Origin of the sequence: Chromohalobacter sp., from assembly GCF_039830575.1 — a bacterium.
In the GTDB taxonomy this organism is placed as follows: Bacteria; Pseudomonadota; Gammaproteobacteria; order Pseudomonadales; family Halomonadaceae; genus Chromohalobacter; species Chromohalobacter israelensis.
In genome coordinates this window covers 14,292-29,982 of sequence record NZ_JBDOOX010000002.1, presented here as the reverse complement: position 1 = coordinate 29,982, position 15,691 = coordinate 14,292, and the positions used below count along the sequence as shown (strand labels likewise).

The 15,691-nt window shown below is 62.4% G+C and carries 14 protein-coding genes; 10 read left to right on the top strand and 4 right to left on the bottom strand.

Annotated elements, in window-relative coordinates; translation table 11 throughout:
- Positions 1-14 precede the first annotated feature (14 nt).
- The 8 genes from infC (at position 15) to ABGX75_RS00410 (ending at position 6,227) form a co-directional block, all read left to right on the top strand.
- Complete coding sequence (gene infC / locus ABGX75_RS00445) at positions 15-554, top strand: translation initiation factor IF-3 (protein WP_083831097.1); 540 nt, start codon at positions 15-17, stop codon at positions 552-554.
- 84 nt (positions 555-638) lie between these two features.
- Positions 639-833 carry a 50S ribosomal protein L35 gene (gene rpmI / locus ABGX75_RS00440; RefSeq protein WP_011507099.1) on the top strand — a complete coding sequence of 65 codons (195 nt, stop codon included), beginning with the start codon at positions 639-641 and terminating at the stop codon, positions 831-833.
- A 98-nt stretch (positions 834-931) separates the two neighbouring features.
- Complete coding sequence (gene rplT / locus ABGX75_RS00435) at positions 932-1,285, top strand: 50S ribosomal protein L20 (RefSeq protein WP_011507100.1); 354 nt, start codon at positions 932-934, stop codon at positions 1,283-1,285.
- Positions 1,286-1,432: 147 nt separating this feature from the next.
- Positions 1,433-2,452 carry a phenylalanine--tRNA ligase subunit alpha gene (gene pheS, locus ABGX75_RS00430; protein ID WP_011507101.1) on the top strand — a complete coding sequence of 340 codons (1,020 nt, stop codon included), beginning with the start codon at positions 1,433-1,435 and terminating at the stop codon, positions 2,450-2,452.
- A gap of 27 nt (positions 2,453-2,479) precedes the next feature.
- Complete coding sequence (pheT, locus tag ABGX75_RS00425) at positions 2,480-4,861, top strand: phenylalanine--tRNA ligase subunit beta (RefSeq protein ID WP_347411215.1); 2,382 nt, start codon at positions 2,480-2,482, stop codon at positions 4,859-4,861.
- A 28-nt stretch (positions 4,862-4,889) separates the two neighbouring features.
- Positions 4,890-5,198: an integration host factor subunit alpha gene (gene ihfA, locus ABGX75_RS00420; RefSeq protein WP_011507103.1), complete on the top strand. Its 309-nt coding sequence runs from the start codon at positions 4,890-4,892 to the stop codon at positions 5,196-5,198.
- A gap of 190 nt (positions 5,199-5,388) precedes the next feature.
- Positions 5,389-5,850, top strand: coding sequence for a flavodoxin domain-containing protein (locus ABGX75_RS00415; protein ID WP_035412879.1), 462 nt, complete (start codon positions 5,389-5,391; stop codon positions 5,848-5,850).
- Entirely contained in the window at positions 5,850-6,227 is a 378-nt protein-coding gene (locus ABGX75_RS00410; protein WP_035412884.1) for a hypothetical protein, read from the top strand. The genes ABGX75_RS00415 and ABGX75_RS00410 overlap by 1 nt, the downstream gene beginning before the upstream one ends.
- A gap of 105 nt (positions 6,228-6,332) precedes the next feature.
- Here ABGX75_RS00410 and ABGX75_RS00405 read toward each other — a convergent pair whose 3' ends face one another.
- Positions 6,333-7,469: an alkene reductase gene (locus ABGX75_RS00405; RefSeq protein WP_347411216.1), complete on the bottom strand. Its 1,137-nt coding sequence runs from the start codon at positions 7,467-7,469 to the stop codon at positions 6,333-6,335.
- Positions 7,470-7,648: 179 nt separating this feature from the next.
- The gene (ppnN, locus tag ABGX75_RS00400; protein WP_035412896.1) at positions 7,649-9,013 is read right to left on the bottom strand and encodes a nucleotide 5'-monophosphate nucleosidase PpnN; all 1,365 of its coding nucleotides are present in this window, start codon (positions 9,011-9,013) and stop codon (positions 7,649-7,651) included.
- Positions 9,014-9,283: 270 nt separating this feature from the next.
- Between ppnN and ABGX75_RS00395 the strand changes: the two genes are divergently transcribed.
- Complete coding sequence (locus ABGX75_RS00395; protein ID WP_035412898.1) at positions 9,284-10,207, top strand: LysR family transcriptional regulator; 924 nt, start codon at positions 9,284-9,286, stop codon at positions 10,205-10,207.
- Positions 10,208-10,297: 90 nt separating this feature from the next.
- Here ABGX75_RS00395 and gcvP read toward each other — a convergent pair whose 3' ends face one another.
- Positions 10,298-13,198, bottom strand: coding sequence for an aminomethyl-transferring glycine dehydrogenase (gene gcvP, locus ABGX75_RS00390; RefSeq protein WP_110062456.1), 2,901 nt, complete (start codon positions 13,196-13,198; stop codon positions 10,298-10,300).
- A gap of 109 nt (positions 13,199-13,307) precedes the next feature.
- Entirely contained in the window at positions 13,308-13,703 is a 396-nt protein-coding gene (gene gcvH, locus ABGX75_RS00385; protein ID WP_011507110.1) for a glycine cleavage system protein GcvH, read from the bottom strand.
- 551 nt (positions 13,704-14,254) lie between these two features.
- Here gcvH and ABGX75_RS00380 point away from each other — a divergent pair.
- Entirely contained in the window at positions 14,255-15,640 is a 1,386-nt protein-coding gene (locus tag ABGX75_RS00380; protein ID WP_110062455.1) for a sodium:alanine symporter family protein, read from the top strand.
- Positions 15,641-15,691: the final 51 nt, after the last annotated feature.

The window sequence follows — 15,691 nt, the reverse complement described above, 5'->3', positions numbered from 1 at the left end:
ACGGAGACGTAACGATCAAGCGGAATAACCAGCGCGGGCGCCCTCAAGAGAAGCGCCCCCCAATGAACGACCGTATTCGTGTGGACGAAGTCCGCCTCATCGACAGCAGCGGCGAGCAGGTTGGTGTCGTCTCGACTCAGGACGCGCTGGAGCGTGCCGAGGCCGAGGGCTTGGATCTCGTCCAGATCTCCAACGCTGACCCCATCGTCTGCAAGATCATGGACTATGGGAAGTTTCTTTTCGAGCAGAAGAAACAGCGTTCTGCTCAGAAGAAAAAGACGAAGCAGATTCAGGTCAAGGAAGTCAAATTCCGACCTGGTACCGACGAGGGCGACTATCAGGTGAAATTGAAAAACCTGACGCGTTTCCTCGAAGGGGGCGACAAAGGCAAGGTCACGCTGCGTTTTCGGGGACGTGAGATGGCGCACCAGGACATCGGCCGCAAGCTGATGGAACGGATCGCCGCCGACCTCGAGGACATGGCGACTGTCGAATCCTTCCCCAAGATGGAAGGTCGTCAGATGATCATGATCCTGGCGCCCAAAAAGAAGTGATCCGTTGGCAGTTTAACGGGCAGGCGGCTTCGGCTGGCCTGCCGGCCTCGGGTTTTCTGAAGAAACCGAGTGGAGTTTTCCCTCATGCCTAAAATCAAGAGTAACAGCGGCGCTGCGAAGCGCTTCAAGAAGACGGCTCATGGCTTCAAGCACAAGCAGTCTTTTCGCAGTCACATCCTGACCAAGAAGTCGACCAAGCGTAAGCGTCAGCTGCGCGGCATGAAGCAGATTCACGATGCCGACAAGCAGTTGATCCAGCGCATGTTGCCGAACCTCTAAGTACTTTCCTTCTAAGTACTTTCATGCACAGTGTTTGTATGAACAGTGCTGGCATGGACAGTATCGGTAGTCGATTTTTCAAACGTCAGGAGTAAGCCATGACTCGTGTCAAGCGTGGTGTCGTCGCTCGTCGTCGACACAAGAAGATTCTCAAGCAGGCCAAAGGGTATTACGGTGCCCGGTCTCGCGTTTTCCGCGTTGCCAAGCAGGCGGTCATCAAGGCAGGTCAGTATGCCTATCGTGACCGTCGTCAGCGCAAGCGTCAGTTCCGTGCGTTGTGGATCACGCGTATCAACGCGGCGTCACGCGCCAACGGTCTGTCCTATAGCCGCTTCATCGCCGGCCTGAAGAAGTCCGGCATCGAGATCGACCGCAAGGTTCTGGCCGATCTCGCCGTCCATGAAAAGGCTGCCTTTGCCGCGATCGTCGACAAGGCCAAGGCTGCTCAGTAACGGGCGGGTGGGACGCTCATCATGAGTGTTTCATCATGCGCATGAAGCCGCAGGGGGAGAGCAGCCGCTCTTCCCCTGTTTTTTTGTCTGGACCATTGCCCGACGAGCGGTGGTTCACCACGGGCACTTAGCATCGGAGCTAGACGGATGGACCATCTCCCACAACTGGTCGCCGAGGCTCGCGCCGCCATCGAGAGCGCGGAGGATGTCCAGTCACTCGACGAGGTTCGGGTGCGCTATCTGGGCAAGAAAGGTGAGATTACCGCTCTTCTCAAGGGGCTCGGCAAACTGCCGGCGGAAGAGCGTCCCAAGGCCGGCGAGCAGATCAATGATGCCAAGCAAGTGCTGTCGGACGAGCTCGAGGCACGCAAGAAGCATCTGCAGGACGCCGAATTGAATGCACGCCTGGCCCAGGAGCGTATCGACGTGACGCTGCCCGGGCGCGGTGAGCCCACGGGGGGCTTGCATCCCGTGACCCGCACGCTCGAGCGCATCGAGTCCCTGTTCGCGCATATCGGCTTCGACGTGGCCGTGGGGCCCGAGCTCGAAGACGACTATCACAACTTCGAGGCGCTCAATATTCCGGCCCACCATCCCGCACGGGGCATGGCGGATACGTTCTATTTCGATGCGTCACGATTGCTGCGCACGCATACCTCGCCGGTGCAGGTGCGGACCATGAAGGAGCAGGCGCCGCCGATACGCATCGTCTGCCCGGGGCGGGTCTATCGCAGCGACTCGGATCTCACGCACACGCCGATGTTCCACCAGGTGGAAGGCCTGCTGGTCGACGAGGACGTGAGCTTTGCCGACTTGAAGGGCACGATCGAGGATTTTCTCAAGGCGTTCTTCGAGCGGGAGTCGCTTTCCGTGCGCTTCCGTCCTTCCTATTTCCCGTTTACCGAGCCCTCCGCCGAGGTCGATATCCAGTGCGTCATGTGCGGAGGCGATGGCTGTCGTGTGTGTTCGCACAGCGGCTGGTTGGAAGTCATGGGGTGCGGAATGGTACACCCCGAGGTCTTTCGTCATTCGGGCATCGATGCCGAGCGTTACACCGGGTTCGCGTTCGGCATGGGCGCGGAGCGGTTGACGATGCTGCGCTACGGCGTCAATGACCTGCGGCTGTTTTTCGAAAACGACTTGCGCTTCTTGCGCCAATTCGGCTGATCAGCGACCACGGACACAGGAAGTAACATGAAATTTTCCGAAACATGGCTGCGCCATTGGGTCTCCCCCGACTGGACCACGCAGGCGCTGGCCGATCACATCACGATGGCGGGGCTGGAAGTCGACGCGATCGCGCCGGTGGCGGGCGCCTTCGACGGCGTGGTCATCGCCGAGGTCGTCGACAAGCAGCCGCATCCCAGTGCCGACAAGCTCAACGTCTGCCATGTCGATGACGGCGGCGACGAACCCGTTCAGGTGGTGTGCGGCGCGCCCAATGTCGCGGTGGGGCAGAAAGTGCCGTTCGCGCGCGTGAATGCCACGCTGCCCGGCGATTTCAAGATCAAGAAGGCCAAGCTGCGTGGCGTGGAGTCGCGCGGCATGATCTGCTCGGCTTCCGAGCTGGAGCTGGAGGAAGGCACGTCGGACGGTATCTGGGTGCTGCCGCCGACGGCGCCGGTGGGGGACGGCCTGCGTGACTGGCTGGCATTGGACGACCATGCCATCGAAGTCGACCTGACCCCCAATCGCGGCGACTGCCTGAGCCTCAAGGGGATGGCGCGCGAGGTCGGCGTATTGAGCCGCCTTCCGCTGAACGAGCCCGAGATCAGTGTCGTGACGCCGAAGAATCAGGAAACGTTTCCGGTGCGCGTCGAGGCCCCCGCTCAGTGCCCCCGCTATGCGGGCCGGGTGATTCGCGGTGTCGATCTCGCGGCGGAAACGCCGCTGTGGATGACCGAGCGCCTGCGGCGCAGCGGCATTCGCGCCATCGACCCGATCGTCGATGTCACCAATTACGTGATGCTCGAGCTCGGCCAGCCGATGCATGCCTTCGACCTGGCACGCCTGCAGGATGGCATCGTGGTGCGCGAAGCCCGGGGCGACGAGCGTCTGACGCTGCTCGATGGGCAGGATATCGCGCTGCGGGACGGTACCCTGGTCATCGCCGACGCGCATCGGCCGCTGGCGATCGCCGGTGTCATGGGAGGCGAGGCGTCCGGCGTCAATGCGAACACGCAGGATATCTTTCTGGAGTCGGCCTTCTTCTCGCCGCTGGCCGTGGCGGGGCAGGCGCGCTCTTATGGATTGCACACCGATGCGTCTCACCGTTTCGAGCGTGGCGTCGACCCTCAGTTGACGCAGGTGGCGCTCGAGCGCGCGACGCAGTTGCTGCTGGAGATCGTCGGCGGTGAACCCGGTCCGGTCACGGAAGTGGCCAGCCCCGATCACCTGCCGCTGGGCTGCAGCGTGACCTTGCGTCGGGCGCGCCTCGATCAGTGTCTGTCCCTGGTCATCGCCGATGACGATGTCGTCGACATCCTGTCGCGGTTGGGCATGCACGTCGACGTCGTTGCCGAAGGCTGGCGCGTCAAGGTGCCCAGCTGGCGTTTCGATATTGCCCTCGAGGAAGACCTCATCGAGGAATTGGCGCGCATTCACGGCTATGACCGGATCCCGGTGCGCCGTCCCGCCGCGCGTCTGAAACTCAGCGCCGCCGACGAGACGCGTCAGCCTCTGTCGCGCTTGCGTCGCCATCTCGTGGCACGTGGCTACCAGGAAGCCATCACCTACAGTTTCGTCGCGCCCGAGCTGCAGGAGACGCTGACGCCGGGGGCGATCGCACCGGCCCTGGCCAATCCCATCTCGGCGGACATGTCGGTCATGCGCGCGAGCCTGCTGCCGGGACTGGTCAAGGCCATGATGCACAACCTCAACCGGCAACAGCCCCGGGTGCGCCTGTTCGAGACCGGGCTGGTGTTTCGCGGTGAGCTGGATGACCTCGAGCAGGTATCGATGCTCGGTGGCATCATCTGCGGGCCACGGCATCCCGAAGGCTGGTCGGCCACGCGCGAGCGTGTCGACTTCTTCGACCTCAAGGGCGACCTGGAGAGCCTGCTGGCCTTGACGCATCGTCCCGACGCGTGGCGTTTCGAGGCCGGCGAGCATCCCGGGCTGCATCCCGGCCAGACGGCGCGGATCATCTGCGATGGGCACCCGGTGGGATGGGTCGGTGCCTTGCACCCCGGCGTGCGGGCCGAGCTGGGCCTCAAGACCGGTGCCTTCGTGTTCGAGCTCGAGCTGGAGGCGGCGACCCAGGGCCTCTTGCCGGCGTTCGAGCCGCTGTCGCGGCATCCCGAGGTGCGGCGCGATCTGGCGTTGGTCGTGAAGGACGACGTGCCGGTCATGGCCTTGATGGACGCCATGCGTGACCAGGCGGGCGAGTGGCTGGTCGACCTGCGGCTTTTCGATGTCTATCAGGGGGAAGGGATCGAAAAAGGCCACAAGAGTCTCGCCCTGGGCTTGACCTGGCAGCATCCTTCGCGCACGCTGAATGACGATGAAATCAATCAGTTAGTCGATGCCATCGTCGGCGAAGCGAAATCACGCTTCGCGGCGGTCCTGAGGAGTTAATCCCATCAGCCGTTACGAGGATGAGAGCATGGGTGCGCTGACCAAAGCGGATTTGGCCGAACATCTGCATGCTGAGCTGGGCTTTTCCAAGCGCGAAGCCAAGTCGATGGTCGAGGCCTTCTTCGAAGAGATTCGCAGCTGCCTGCGCGAGAACGAGCAGGTCAAATTGTCGGGCTTCGGCAATTTCGACTTGCGCGACAAACGCGAACGCCCGGGACGCAACCCGAAGACCGGCGAGGAAATTCCCATTTCCGCACGCCGCGTGGTGACGTTCCGTCCCGGTCAGAAGCTCAAGGCACGCGTCGAGGATTTCGACGAGTCGAAGGTCGTGCACTGACGTCTCGTCAGCTTGCGTACCCATGGACAACGCCGGGGCCGATGGCCCCGGTCGTTTCGATAGATGTGCGCGCCCACTCGGGTGCGCCGATGCCGCTCATCCCGGCGAATAGACGCTGGCGCCGTGTCCCATGTCACTGACGCGGTGCACCTTTTCACGACGAATATTTCACGAGTAAGTCGACGACTGCATGCCAAGTCTCAAAATTTTCGTAGGCACCATGTATGGAGGTGCCCTGGACGTCGCCGAGCAGGTCACACCGCTCTTCGAGCAAGCGGGCTATGACGTGACGATCGTCGAGCAACCCAGTCTCGCCGATCTCGATCCCTTGCCCGATCTGGCCCTGTTTTGCGTTTCCACCACCGGTAGCGGCGATTTTCCCGGCAATTTCGTGCCTTTCGCACGCGACCTTCGCGAAGCGCCGCCGGCACTGGCGAACTGGCGCTATGGCCTGATCGCCTTGGGCGACAGTTCCTATGGCGATACGTTCTGCGGTGCCGGCCGTGCACTGGATGCCTTGCTCGACGAGCTGGGCGCGGAGCGCCTCGGGGAGCGCCTGGAGATCGATGCCATGGAAACCTTCATGGCGGACGATGCCGCGATTCCCTGGGTCGAGGCATGGATCGAAGAGCAAGGGTTGAAGGTTGCCTGATGCGTGACACGGAGGGCTCCCCCTCGGCGGCCCGGTTGAGCGTCATGATCGGACTGCTGCTATTGGTGCTGCTGTCCTGGCCTCGCTATCAGCTGGGAGGGTACGACACCCATATCGCCATGCTGGCGCTGATTGCCGGTGGCCTTGCCGTGGTCAGCATTGCCTACTGGCGGCGGATGACGACGGCGCAACGCCGATTGCTGCCCGGACTGCTCAAGCGGCTTGGCGTGGCGTTCGGCATCGGGTGCCTGCTGCTGGCGGGGTGGCATCATGTGCTGGCGAGCACGGCTGCGGGCTGGGCGACCGTCGTTTCGCACGGTGCCACGGCCGGCTTGTTGCTGCATGCACTCATGACGGGATGGCATGCCCGCCGTTGAGCCGGTGCGGTGATCCTTTCAGGTCGCGCACCTCGAAGCACCTCGAACGATGAAGGCCCCGATCCCAGGATCGGGGCCTTTTCATGCTGCAGGGCAGTCTCGCCCTCAGGAAGACGATTCCTGGATCATTCTTTCGCGTTCGAGGCGTGCCTGCTCCTCGGGGTAGGTGGGGAAGTCCACGTAGCCTCGGGCGTCGCCCCCGTAGAAGGTGTTCGGATCGAAATCGGCCAGCGGCCAGCCGTTCTGCATCCGCTCGACCAGGTCAGGATTCGAGGTGAAATAACGACCGAAGACCGGCAGGTCGATGGTGCCTTCGTCCACCAGCTTTTCGGCCTCGGCCTGGTCGAGGTTGCCGGCCAGCAGCAAGGTCCCCTGGTAGACATCGCGGAACTGGCGTAGATAGTCGCGGGGCATGGGCGGCATGCCTTGACCGCCCTGGTCGTGGAGGTGGACATAGGCGAGCCCGCGCTTGTTGAATTCGCGTGCCAGGTACAGGTAGGTCTCGCCGTTGTCCTCGTATTCTGGCATGTCGAACAGGGTGCCGAAGGGCGACAGGCGAACCCCGACGCGCCGTGCGCCGATCATCTTGCTGACTTCATCCACGGCTTCGATCAGCAGGCGACAACGATTCTCGCGTGAACCGCCATACTCGTCATCGCGATCGTTGACGCCGGGGTTGAGGAACTGCTCGAAAAGATAGCCATTGGCGCCATGAATCTCGACGCCATCGAAGCCGGCCTCGCGCGAGTTGACGGCGGCCTGGGCGAAATCGCGCACGATGTCGCGCACTTCATGGGTTGCGAGGCGCCTCGGTCGGCTTGCCTCGAGCATGTCCGGCTGGCCGTTTTCGTTGTAGCCGAAGGCCATGCCGCCTTGCTTGTCGCTGGGGCCGACCGGCGCGGCCCCGGCCACCTGAACCGAGGTATGCGATACGCGGCCCACATGCCAGATCTGCGCGAAGAACACGCCGCCGCGCTCATGAACGGCGCGCGTCGCCTTGGCCCACCCCGCTATCTGATCGGGCCCGAAGATGCCGGGGTTGTACAGGTAGCCTTGTCCCTGCCGTGAAATGGGCGTGCCTTCGGAAATGATCAGGCCGGCGCTCGCGCGCTGCCGATAATAGAGGGCACCCAGTTCGTTGGGGACGTCTTCCGCGGCGCGTGAACGGGTCATCGGCGCCATGACGATACGGTTGTTCAGGCGTGTGCCATTCAGGTCGAACGGTTCGAAGAGTGATGCCATGCGGTGCTCTCCTTGGCAGACAGGCAATGGATGAAACGAAGACGCGAGCCCGGGGGCTCGCGTACGCGTTGCAGTCTAGAAGGCTGTTAGCATTTTAACAATTGCAAGAGGCGATCACTTCCATAAGCCACGCCTATCGGTCCGTCGATCCGCGCAGCCACGGGCAAGCGACAGGCATGTCAGCCAAGCGTGTAGCAGGGAACGTACTCGCTGCCCGGTAGCTTCATGCGTCCCTGTGCCACGAACGATGTGAGCAGATCATCCAGTCGCGCCATCATGTCCGGTTCGGCATGTAGCCGGAAGGGACCGTGTTGTTCGATGGCACGAATGCCTTCTTCCTTGACGTTGCCGGCGACGATGCCGGAAAACGCCCGGCGCAGGTTGGCCGCGAGCTCGTGGACCGGCTGCTCGCGGTGCAGGGCGAGTTGCGCCATGCTTTCGTGCGTGGGCTCGAAGGGAAGCTGGAAGCCGGTGTCGACATTGAGACGCCAGTTGAAATAGAAGGCATCGCTGTGGGTGCGGCGGAAAGTGCCCACATCATCCACGCCGCGCCGCATGGCGCGTCCCACCTCGGCAGGGTCGTCGATGATGATGCGATAGCGTTCCCGAGCGCGTTCGCCCAGCGTAAAGGCCAGGAACTCGTCGATGCGCTTGAAATAGTCGGCGCTGTCGCGTGGCCCGGTGAAGACGATGGGGAAGGGAATGTCGGCGTTGTCCGGGTGCAGGAGAATGCCCAGCAGGTACAGAATTTCCTCGGCCGTGCCCACGCCACCGGGAAAGATGACGATGCCGTGCCCGACACGCACGAAGGCCTCGAGGCGTTTCTCGATATCGGGCATGATGACCAGTTCGTTGACGATTGGATTGGGCGATTCGGCCGCGATGATGCCGGGCTCGGAGATCCCCAGGTAGCGGCCGTCATGGCGGCGTTGCTTGGCATGGGCGACATTGGCGCCTTTCATGGGGCCCTTCATGGCACCGGGGCCGCATCCCGTGCAGATGTCCAGGTCGCGCAGACCGAGATGATAGCCCACGTCCTTGCTGTAGTCGTATTCCTCGCGGGTAATGGAGTGGCCGCCCCAGCACACCACGAGACTGGGTTCGCGCGAGGACTTCAAGGTGCCCGCGTTACGCAGGATATGAAAGACGGCGTTGGTGATGCCGTCGCCGCGTTTCAGGTCGAACTTGGGGTAATGCTGGATTTCATTGTGCACGTAGACGATGTCGCGCAGCACCGCGGAGAGGTGCTCGCGGATACCGCGGATCATCTGCCCATCCACGAAAGCGCTATGCGGCGCGTTGTCGAGCTTGAGGCGGATGCCGCGGTCCTGCTGCAATACCTCTATCTCGAAGTCGTGGTGCGTCTGCATCAGGGCGCGACTGTCGTCGGTGGGCGTACCGCAGTTGAGGACCGCCAGCGAGCAGCGTCTCAAGAGATCGTGCAGGCCGTTGGCCGAGGTGTCGCGCAGACGATTGACTTCCTGCTGGGAGAGGACTTCGAGGCTCCCCTCGGGAGAAATGATGGTGGAAAGCTTTTGGGGCATTGACGCATCCTTGTGGCGGCATGGTGCCGAAGGAACGGCTCGGTGCACGATCGGCACCGGGCCGGCCAGGCACTGAATCATGTCTTGATGCTATCATGCGACCTTCGGACGCGCAGCGATGTGAGGCGCAGCATAATTTGCTATAATCCCTCCCGCTAATGCCCTCGAAGCCACGGTTATGGCCGTGCTAACCGTTACAACGGTCGTGCGTCAGCAGGCTTCGGCATAGATGCAGCCGCCCCGATACGCCAGCCGGTGGACCCTCAGTTCATGTTCAACGCGCAATACTTTCGCACCTTCATCACGCTTGTCGAGACGGGTAGCTTCACGCACACCGCACGCAAGCTGGAAATGACCCAGCCTGGCGTCAGCCAGCACATCCGCAAGCTCGAACGCTATCTCGACAAGTCATTGCTGTATCGTCATGGCCGTCGCTTCACGCTCACGGAAACCGGACGCCGTGCCTATGACTATGCGGTCAAGCTGTTCGCCGAGCATGAGCAGTTTCGGCATTCCCTGGACAACGATTCGCCGGACACGGGCGAATGCCGCGTTGCGTCGCCGAGCAGCGTGGGACTGATGTTCTATCCGTTCATCCTGGGCTACCAGCAGATGCACCCGGGATTGACGGTGACCTACGATTTCGCCTTCAACGCGGAGATCGTCGACGCCGTATTGGCCGGACGCTTCGATGTCGGCATCGTCACGGACGTGACCAAGCATCCCGACCTGGATTTCGAACCCTGGCATCAGGAGCCGCTGTGCCTGCTGGTGCCCGCCGACTTCACGGGCACCACGATCAGCGAACTCATGGCGCTCGGTTTCATGAACTATTCGGACGGCATCAATAACGCCAGTTCGTTGCTCAGGCGCAATTTCGCGGGCGAGTTTCGCTCGATGAGCCACTTTCCCCAGCAGGGCTTCTCCAACGAAGTCAGCATGGTGCTGGATGCAGTGGCACGAGGGCTGGGCTTTACCGTGGTACCCCGGAGCGTGATGGAAACCTCGCCCTGGCAGCGTCAGGTCAAGGAACTGCCCCTGGCGGAGCCGGTCTACGAGACGCTGTATGTCGTCACCAAGCGCGGCGTCGAGATGCCGCGTCGCTACCAGCAGCTGCTGGGCGAGTTTCGCTTGCAGCGTCGCAACGTCCTGTACGGCTATGCCGAAGCGCCGCCGCTCGAGGACGAGGCCTGACCGGAACGATCATGCCTAAAGCGTAGTCTTCGTCTTCGCTGAACCCCGGGCCTTGCCGCCCGGGGTTTTTCGTCGGTCCTGTCGAAACGTTCAGACGTCGTCGCGATAGGCGTCGATCGGCGGGCAGGTGCAGATGAGGTTGCGATCGCCGTAGACGTTGTCGACGCGGTTGACCGCCGGCCAGTACTTGGCGGCCTTGGTGGCTTCGGTGGGGAAGGCACCGAGTTCGCGCGAGTAGGGCCGTTCCCAGTCGGCTTCCATCAAGTCCGCCTGGGTGTGCGGTGCCATGACCAGAGGGTTGTTGTCCGCGGGCCATTCGCCGGTTTCGATACGCTGGATTTCCTCGCGGATGGCGATCATGGCGTCGCAGAAGCGGTCGATCTCGTAACGCGACTCCGACTCGGTCGGCTCGACCATCAGGGTGCCGGCGACCGGGAATGACATCGTCGGGGCATGAAAGCCGTAATCCATCAAGCGCTTGGCGATGTCTTCCTCGCTGATCGCGGACGCGGCCTTGAGCGGGCGGATGTCCAGTATGCATTCATGCGCGACGGTGCCGTTGCGGCCCTTGTAGAGCACCGGGTAGTGCCCCTCGAGCCGCTTGGCGATGTAGTTGGCATTGAGGATCGCCAGCTGGGTGGCGCGCTTCATGCCGCGTCCGCCCATCATCTTGATGTAGGCCCAGGAGATCGGGAGGATCGACGCGGAACCGTAGGCCGTCGCGGCGACCGCGCCGGCCTTTTCGTCGACGCCCGGAAGCGGCGTGACCACGTGGTTGGGCACGAAGGGCGCCAGATGCGCCTTGACGCCAATCGGTCCCATGCCGGGGCCGCCGCCGCCATGCGGGATGCAGAAGGTCTTGTGCAGATTGAGATGCGAGACGTCGCCACCGAAATCGCCGGGGCGGCAAAGGCCGACCTGAGCGTTCATGTTGGCGCCGTCGATGTACACCTGGCCGCCGTGATCGTGCACGATCCGGCAGGCCTCGCGCACGCTTTCCTCGAATACGCCATGCGTCGAGGGGTAGGTCAGCATGATCGCCGAGAGCGATTCGCTGTGCTTCTCGGCCTTGCCACGCAAATCCTCGAGATCGATATTGCCTTCGTCGTCACAGTCGACGACCACCACCTTCATTTGCGCCATGGCCGCCGAGGCGGGGTTGGTCCCATGCGCCGAACTGGGAATCAGGCAGATGTCGCGATGGCCCTGGCCCTGGGCCTTCTGGTAGCGCCGAATGGCGACCAGGCCCGCGTATTCGCCCTGCGCTCCGGAGTTGGGCTGCATGGAAATGCTGTCGTAGCCGGTGATTTCGACCAGAAAGGCCGACAGCTCGTCGATCATCTGCTTGTAGCCGGCCACCTGGTCGTGGGGCGCGAAGGGATGGATGTTGGCGAACTCCGGCCAGCTGATCGGCACCATTTCGCTGGTGGCGTTGAGTTTCATGGTGCATGACCCCAGCGGGATCATGGCATGGGTGAGGGACAGGTCCTTGTTCTCGAGGCGCTTCAGATAACGCAGCATCTCGGTTTCGCTACGATAGCGATGGAAGGTGGGGTGGGTGAGGAAATCGCTCTCGCGATCGAGATGCGCCGGAATGCCGGTCGTGCCTGTCTCGCGGACGTGGCGGTCGAGTTCGCTCACCGACAGGCCGTGCTCGTCGCCCAGCAGGACGTCGAACAGCGTGACCACGTCGGCGGCCGTGGTGGTCTCGTCGAGGCTGACCCCGATCGTGCCGGCGGCGTCGTAGCGCAGGTTGATCTCATGCGCCATGCTGCGGCCATGCACCTGGCCATGGTCAAGCCCCTTGAGGGTCAGTGTGTCGAACCAGCTGTCGTGAGCGAGCGTGACGCCGTGCTGCTTGAGGCCCTCGGCCAGCAGGGTGGTCAGGCGATGAATGCGGCTGGCAATGGTGCGCAAGCCATCGGCGCCGTGGTACACCGCGTAAAAACCGGCGATGTTGGCCAGTAGCGCCTGGGCGGTACAAATGTTGGACGTCGCCTTTTCCCGGCGGATGTGCTGCTCGCGGGTTTGCATGGCCATGCGCAGGGCGCGTTGACCGCGAGCGTCCTTGGAGACCCCGATGATGCGTCCGGGCAGCGAGCGCTTGAGTGCGTCGCTGGCGGCGAAGAAGGCGGCGTGCGGCCCGCCGTAGCCCATGGGGACACCAAAACGCTGGGAACTCCCCACGACGATGTCGGCACCGAGCGCGCCGGGCTCCTTCAGCAGGACCAGGCTCATCAGGTCGGCCGCGACGCAGGTCATCACGCGTCGCTCCTTGGCCTGTTCGAGCAGCGGTGCCAGGTCGCGAACCTCGCCGGTGGCGCCGGGATACTGCAGCAGCGCGCCAAACACCTCGTGCTCGGGAAGGGTTTCCGCCGGCGCGACGACGAGCTCGAAGCCGAAATAGGCAGCCCGGGTGCGCAATACATCGAGGGTTTGAGGCAAGACATCGTCGGCCACGAAAAAGCACGACGACTTGACCTTCTTGTTGGCTCGCCGGCACAGCGCCATGGCCTCGGCGGCGGCTGTCGCCTCGTCGAGCAGCGAGGCGTTGGCGATCGGCATGCCGGTCAAGTCCATGACGACCTGCTGGAAGTTGAGCAACCCTTCCAGCCGGCCCTGCGCGATTTCGGGCTGATAGGGCGTGTAGGCCGTGTACCAGCCGGGATTCTCCAGCACGTTGCGCTGGATCACTGCTGGCATGTAGGTGGGATAGTAGCCTTGCCCGATATAATTCTTGAAGGTCTTGTTCTGGCGTGCCAGACGCTTGAGATACTCCAGGGCTTCGGCTTCGCCGCGCGGCTCTTCCAGGGCCAACTCACGTGCCAGACGAATGTCGCCGGGGATCGTGCTGGTCATCAGCGATTCGATATCGGGAAGTCCCAGCGTCTCCAGCATCTGCTGCACATCGCCCTCGTCGGGGCCGTTGTGACGCGTCAGGAAATCATCGTGGTTGGCCAGTTCGGCCAGGCTGCGCTTGTCGTTTGCCATGCAACACCCAAACAGTAGCGGGCGGTCGAGCCCGATTCGACACCAGACGACGGCACCCAACGGCATGCCGCCGCCTCAAGACAGAACTCAATGCATCACGCGAGGGGCGTCAGTCTTCTTCGGCGCTGACGAGTGCGTCGTATGCGGTGGCATCGAGCAGCGATTCGAGCGCCTCGGGTTCGGCGAGCTTGAGCTTGATGATCCAGCCGTCTTCGTAGGGATTGTCGTTGACGGTTTCGGGAGCGTCTTCGAGGGACTCGTTGACGGCAATGATCTCGCCACTCAGCGGCAGGTACAGATCGGAGGCCGCCTTGACGGATTCGATCACGCCGAACTCTTCGCCGGCATCGAGTTCGCGTCCGGTTTCGGGCAGCTCGACGAAGACGACGTCGCCCAGCGCTTCCTGGGCATGATCGGTAATGCCGATCGTGACCGTGCCGTCACCGTTGTCGAGGACCCATTCATGGCTGTCGGTATAGCGGAGATTGGCGGGAATGTGACTCATCGCGTTTTTTCCTATACGAAAAGGTTTTCTGAATCGGGGAATATATGAAGGGCATTATGCATGATTGACGTGTCCTTGGCATCGTCATCTTGCATTTCCATGTGCCGTTCGGCTCGACCGCCTTGTAAGGGTGGACAGAACGCGACCCAGCGTCCAGCAAAAAACCGCACGATACCGGGAGATCCCCGCGACGCCAAGGCAGTACACCCCCACACGCAGGCGACGGCGCTCGTCCGCCGCGGCAAGGCCCGCGTCATGGTGCGCATGCCGGGGATGCAATCCGGCGCGCCGTCGGTCGCGCGGTTGCCAATCCTCGGGACAGCGATTAGCCTCTGTTTCGGATAAGAAACCTGATTCTTGCCGACCTCCACACCGGCTGGCGGTGTTTTTTGCTTTTCATGCAGCCGATTACGCGATTTCACGATGCAGGTGTGGAGCGCAGGTGAGGCAGTCCGCTAAAGTCGACAGAGTTTTGGCGTTTATCTTCTTGATGTTACGCCGACGGCAGCGCATCTCGTGCTGATAACAACAAATGTCTGGGAGGACATCTCGTGGAAACACTCAACGCAATATTCAGCGCCATCAACGATGTCGTATGGGGCCCCTTGATGCTTGTCCTTTTGCTCGGTGTGGGGGTCTATCTCCAGCTGGGTCTCAAGCTGTTGCCCATTCGCAAGCTGGGCGCAGGCTTCAGGCTGCTCTGGAAAGGGCGTCAGGCCGAGAAAGGGGATGAAGACGAAGGGGAAATCTCTCCCTTCAATGCGCTGATGACGTCGCTATCGGCCACCGTCGGTACCGGCAACATCGCCGGGGTGGCGACGGCCATCTTCCTGGGGGGGCCGGGCGCCGTGTTCTGGATGTGGATCACCGCGCTGGTCGGCATGGCGACCAAGTTTGCCGAGGCGGTGCTGGCCGTCCGCTATCGTGAAGTCGATGCGGCCGGCGATCACGTTGGCGGGCCCATGTATTACATTCGCAATGGGCTGGGCAAGAAGTGGGCTTGGCTAGGGGCCCTGTTCGCCTTTTTCGGTGCGGTGGCCGCCTTCGGCATCGGCAATACCGTGCAGTCCAATTCGGTCGCCGATGGACTCAGCGAGTCACTGGGCATGCCGCACTGGCTGACCGGTGTGATCATCATGCTGCTGGCCGGTGCCGTGATTCTCGGCGGGATCAAGCGCATTGCCAAGGTGGCGGGCAAGCTGGTGCCCTTCATGGCGATCGCCTACATCGTCTGTGGTCTGCTGGTGCTGTTCATCAATATCGATCAGGTCGGGGCAGCGCTGGGGCTGATCTTCGGTCATGCCTTCACGCCGGTATCCGCCGCCGGCGGCTTCGCCGGGGCTGCCGTGGCCAAGGCCATTCAGTATGGCGTGGCGAGGGGCGTGTTTTCCAATGAAGCGGGGCTGGGGAGTGCGCCCATCGCCCATGCCGCGGCACAGACCAAGAACCCGGTGCGCCAGGGGCTGGTGGCGATGCTGGGAACCTTCATCGATACCATCATCGTGTGCTCGGTCACCGCATTGGCGATCTTGACCAGCGCCGAGTGGACATCGGGCGAAACCGGCGCTGCATTGACCGCCATGGCCTTCGATGGCGCGCTTCCGGGAGTCGGCCAGTATGTCGTGTCCTTTGCACTGGCGGTCTTTGCCTTCACGACCATTCTCGGCTGGGCCTTCTATGGCGAAAAATGCTTCGAATACCTGTTCGGTGTCGCATCGATCAAGGTCTATCGGGTGGTCTATATCCTGGCGATCCTTGTCGGGGCCGTCGCGCCGCTGGACTTCGTATGGCTGATGGCCAGTGTCTTCAATGCCATGATGGCGATCCCCAACCTGATTGCATTGGCTCTTCTGTCGCCGGTGGTCTTCAAGCTCACGCGTGATCACTTCGAGGGCAAGACCGTTCTGCCGGGCGAAGATCTCAACGACAAGCACTGAACCCAAGCCGGGAGCGGTCCAGCCGCTCCCGGCATGTACCTTTGCGAGGAA